The sequence below is a fragment of the Ideonella azotifigens genome, assembly GCF_006519715.1.
GTDB classification, from domain to species: domain Bacteria; phylum Pseudomonadota; class Gammaproteobacteria; order Burkholderiales; family Burkholderiaceae_C; genus Ideonella; species Ideonella azotifigens.
Genome location: NZ_VIDT01000460.1, coordinates 1 through 4529 on the forward strand (window position 1 = coordinate 1; position 4529 = coordinate 4529).

The 4529-nt window shown below is 68.2% G+C and carries 4 protein-coding genes and 1 pseudogene; 1 reads left to right on the forward strand and 4 read right to left on the reverse strand.

Going from position 1 to position 4529, the window contains the following annotated elements:
* From FKP22_RS21880 to FKP22_RS21895, 4 genes and pseudogenes are all read right to left on the reverse strand, one after another.
* Positions 1 to 335: pseudogene (locus FKP22_RS21880) on the reverse strand (hypothetical protein); the annotation flags it as partial.
* Positions 336 to 576: 241 nt separating this feature from the next.
* Complete coding sequence (locus tag FKP22_RS21885) at positions 577 to 1215, reverse strand: MBL fold metallo-hydrolase (RefSeq protein WP_141289805.1); 639 nt, start codon at positions 1213 to 1215, stop codon at positions 577 to 579.
* A gap of 153 nt (positions 1216 to 1368) precedes the next feature.
* Positions 1369 to 1887, reverse strand: coding sequence for a MarR family winged helix-turn-helix transcriptional regulator (locus tag FKP22_RS21890; RefSeq protein ID WP_231010418.1), 519 nt, complete (start codon positions 1885 to 1887; stop codon positions 1369 to 1371).
* A gap of 92 nt (positions 1888 to 1979) precedes the next feature.
* Positions 1980 to 2996: an SDR family oxidoreductase gene (locus FKP22_RS21895; protein ID WP_141289806.1), complete on the reverse strand. Its 1017-nt coding sequence runs from the start codon at positions 2994 to 2996 to the stop codon at positions 1980 to 1982.
* 236 nt (positions 2997 to 3232) lie between these two features.
* Here FKP22_RS21895 and FKP22_RS21900 point away from each other — a divergent pair.
* Positions 3233 to 4529 (forward strand): acyl-CoA dehydrogenase family protein (locus tag FKP22_RS21900; protein ID WP_141289807.1); only part of this gene is annotated, 1297 nt, incomplete at its 3' end.

The window sequence follows — 4529 nt, forward strand, 5'->3', positions numbered from 1 at the left end:
AGCACCAGCAGGTCTTGCGCCTGTCGCACGCGCAGCTGGCCGCCTTCCATCGTCAGCGGATGCTCGCCGGCTTCCAGCTCGACGCGCGCGGCATGGTTGGCATGCAGCACCTGGTATTCATCGTTGATGACCAGCATGCCGTAGTCGATCTCGTCCAACGCCAGCGCCATCAGCCGCGCCATCACCGCGGCGCCGGTGCGCCGCTCCGGGCCGCGGTAGGCCATGGCCTGGCTGACCGAGGGCCACAACGCGGCGTGCACATTGCCGGCCAGCGTGAGCGCCGACGAGCCCATGGCGGAGTTGCGAGAAGCGCGGCTCTGACCTTGATCCACCATGGAGAACTCCCGGGTTGAGAAGGCAGCGCAACACAGGCCACCCATGGTCGGAAGCTTAGGGAACACAAGTCGTAACCGGTGGGGAGTTTGACCTGCGGGCTGTGTGCGTTATTCACACTCCGTCCCCACGCTTGGCGACATGTGTCGGCTTCTTGACAGAGGCTGGCACGAGATGCGCAGGCGCGGCAGTGCAACAGTTCGTGAACACGGCAGCTTGCGCACGCCGTTTGCCCAGCCCCGGTCAGGTACCGCGTACGTAGGGGTTTTGGCGCCGCTCGCGGCCGAAACTGCTCTCCGGACCGTGGCCGGGAATGAACACGGTGTCGTCACCCATCGGCCACAGGCGCTCGCGGATGCTGGCAATCAGGGTGCCGTGGTCGCCGCCGGGAAAGTCGGTGCGCCCAATGGAACCGGAAAACAGCACGTCGCCGACAAAGCAGCGCTGCGCCCCGGCATGGTGGAACACCACATGGCCAGGCGTGTGGCCAGGGCAGTGGCGCACGCTGACCTCGGTGTGGCCCAGCGCCACCGTGTCCCCATCGGCCAGCCAGCGGGTGGGTGTGAAGTCTTCTGCCGGCGGGAAGCCGAACATGCGGCTTTGTTGCGCCAGTTGGTCGATCCAGAATTGGTCGCCCGGGTGCGGCCCCATGATGGGCAGCCCCCGCTCCCGCGCCAGTTGTCCGGTGCCGCCGGCATGGTCGATGTGCGCATGCGTGAGCCAGATCGCCGTCAGCTTCAGCCCGCGCCGCTCAACCTCGGCCAGCAGCAGGTCCAGCCCACCACCGGGGTCGATCACCGCCGCGTCCAGCGTCTCGTCGCACCAGACGAGTGAGCAGTTTTGCTGGAATGCGGTCACGGGGATGGTGTGGTATCTCAGCATGGGCGGGTCAGGTTCGTTCACGGCTTCTCACGTTGCCATGGATCGATTTGAACAGTTCGCTGCCCTTCGCCGAAGTCGGCCAGCTGCTCTTCGACGCCACCGGCAGCACCAGCGGCCACACCAATGGCCCGGGACGGGACCCGGCTGGCGTGCCTAGTCCAGCGCAGCCGAGTTTTCGAGGTTGGCCACCACCCGCTGCAGCAGGCCGATGAACTGCTCGGCCTCGGCCTCGCTGAAGTCGGCCAGCGCCTCGCTGCTGCCTTGCCTGAGGGTCTGCCGCGCCTGCGGCAGCAGTTGCCTGGCCTGCTCGGTCAGCGTGACCAGGCTGCTGCGCCTGTCCTTGGGGTCGGGCTCGCGCAGGATCAGGCCGTCGCGTGCCATGCGGGCCAGCAGTTCGGCCATTGCCGGCTGCTCGATCTGCATCAACGCGGCCAGGTCCTTCTGGCACAGGCCGGCTTCGCTGTATTTGAGCGTCACCATCACGGGCACCTGCGCATACGCCAGGCCGAACTTGACCAGCCGCCGCTCGGCCCTGCGCATCAGCAGCCGGCTGGCCCGGTTCATTAGGTAACCGGGGTTCTTGTAGCGGGTGTCCGGCGTTGTGTCAGGCGTGATGCCCGGTGTGGCGCCGGATGCGATGTCAGATGTCGGGGGCTGCGAGTGCTGGTTCACGGCCCCAGTTTAAGGCGCACAAGCCGCCCCGCCTCTTGCTGCATCGGCCCCGATTCACTGAGCTCGGTGCCGGTCTGCAGGACCTATCGCGGCTAGATCGCACCGACGCTGCCGGTCACCGGCAGCACGATCCCGTTGATGTAGCCCGACATCACCGGCGAGGCCAGGAAGACGTAGGCCGGCGAAAGCTCCTCGGGCTGAGCGGCGCGCTTCATGTCGGTATCCTGGCCGAACTTCTCGACCTGCTCGGCCTGCGAATCGGCGGGGTTCAGCGGCGTCCAGACCGGGCCGGGGGCCACCGCGTTGACGCGGATGTTCTTCGAGATGAGGTTCTGCGCCAGCGACTTGGTGAAGGCGTGGATCGCGCCCTTGGTGGTGGCGTAGTCCAGCAGCCGCGGACTGCCCTTCAGGCCGACCACCGAACCGGTGTTGATGATGCAGGCCTTGGCACGCATCTTCGGCACCGCGGCGCGGGCCATGTGGAAATACCCGCCGATGTTGGTCTGCAGCGTCTCTTCCAGCCGCTCGTCGGAAATGTCCTCGATGCTGGCGGCGTGTTCCTGGAACGCCGCGTTGTTGACCAGGACGTCCAGCCGGCCGTAGGCGTTGACGGTCTTCTGCACCGCGTCGATGCAAAACGCGCTGTCGCGCACGTCGCCGCGCAGCAGCAGGCAGCGCCGGCCTTCGGCCTCGACGTGCCTGCAGGTCTCCTTGGCGTCTTCGTCCGAATGCAGGTAGACGATGGCCACGTCCGCGCCTTCGCGGGCATACAGCACCGCCACCGCACGGCCAATGCCCGAGTCGCCGCCGGTGATGATGGCGACCATGTCCTGGAGCTTCCCGCTGCCCTTGTAGTCCGGCGCCTGGAAGCGGGGCGCGAGCGCCAGGTCGGCCTCGACGCCCGGTTTTTGCAGATGCTGCCTGGCCAGTGTGCGCGGCTGCTCGCGTGCACCAGCCTGTACCGCCTTCTCTTCCTTCGAACCCTTCTCGCCGGCAGGTTTCAACTGGTCCTGCTCGTCCTGCTGGGCCTGGAAGGCGCGTTGGCGCGCGACAGTCGCGTCGGCGTTCTGCTTGACGGTGTCAGGGCGGGACTTTTCAGCGGTTTTCATGGCGTGCCTTTCGGTGCGTGTCAGCGAGGTGGCGCGCCGCCTGGCTGCGCGTCGAATGCGCTGTGCCGGCAATCCCCGTGCCCTGCGGCGCGCCGCCGCGTCGCCCCGCTGCCGTGGGCAATTTCTGCGGCAGGCTTTGCCATCGACAAGCGGCTGCGTCACGGGGCCTAACCGGATCGCAGGGCGCTGCCCCGCTGCGTAGACTTGGGTGCTTCTGTTCCCACCGGAAGCGCGCCATGGCCTGGTCCACCCACGAGATTCGCAACCAGTACGACGCACTGAGCGCCTACCCGCTGCTCGAAACGGACCTGGCGCTGCAGGAAGCACTGGCCCGCGCGCAAGCAGGCTGGGCAATGCCGATGCTGCAAGGCTTCAGCGCCGAACTGGCCCGTCCCGAGACCTGGGCCTGGGCCGAAGAAGCCAACCGCCACACGCCCGAGCTGCACGCCTTCGACGCGCGCGGGCGGCGTGTCGACCAGGTCGAATACCACCCGAGCTGGCAGGCGCTGATGGCGCTGTACCGCCGGCAAGGGCTGGTCTCGCTGGCCTTCGACAACGACCGCCCCGGCCGCTGGGCCGCGACCGCGGCCGGCTTCTACCTGCACGGCCAGGTCGAGGCCGGCACGCTGTGCCCGGCCACGATGACGCAGGCGGCCATTCCCGTGCTGCAGAAGGAGCCCGCGCTGTGGGCCGAGGTCGGCCCACACCTGCTGAACACCCGGCACGACCCGCGCGATGTGCCGCTGGCCCAGAAGGCGGCCGGCTGGATCGGCATGGGCATGACCGAAAAGCAGGGCGGCTCGGACGTGCGCGCCAACACCACGCAGGCCACGCCGGTGGGCGCGGGCGGGCGTGGTGCCGAGTACCGGCTCACCGGCCACAAGTGGTTCTTTTCGGTGCCGACCAGCGACGCGCACCTGGTCGTCGCCCGCACACCCGAAGGCGGGCACTCCTGCTTCTACGTGCCGCGCTGGCGGCCGGACGGCACGCGCAATGCGGTGCAGATCCAGCGGCTGAAGGAGAAGGTCGGCAACCGCAGCAATGCCAGCAGCGAGGTGGAGTTCCAGGACGCGTTTGGGCTCATGCTGGGCGACGAGGGCCGCGGCATCCCCACCATCATCGAGATGGCCACGTACACGCGGCTGAACTGCGTGCTGGGCAGCAGCGCGATCCTGCGCCAGGCCGCGGTCCAGGCCATTGCCTACACGCGCCAGCGCCATGCCTTTGGCCGCGCGCTGGCCGAGCAGCCGCTGATGCGCGCGGTGCTGGCCGACTTGGTGCTGGAAAGCGAGGCCGCGCTGGTGCTGGCGATGCGCCTGGCGCAGGCCTTCGAGGCGGGCGACACGCCGGCACAGAAGCCGTGGAAACGCCTGCTGACGCCGGCCGCGAAGTTCTGGGTCTGCAAGCGCGCGGTGGAGCTGACCGGCGAGGCCATGGAAGTGTTCGGCGGCAACGGCTACGTGGACGAAGGTCCGATGGCGCGGCTGTTCCGCGAGGCGCCGGTCAACTCGATCTGGGAGGGCTCGGGCAACG

What these genes read in the sequence shown, in the direction of transcription:
- FKP22_RS21885 (WP_141289805.1), bottom strand. Translation starts at nt 1,215, where the DNA reads ATGCTGAGATACCACACCATCCCCGTGACCGCATTCCAGCAAAACTGC.
- FKP22_RS21895 (WP_141289806.1), bottom strand. Translation starts at nt 2,996, where the DNA reads ATGAAAACCGCTGAAAAGTCCCGCCCTGACACCGTCAAGCAGAACGCC.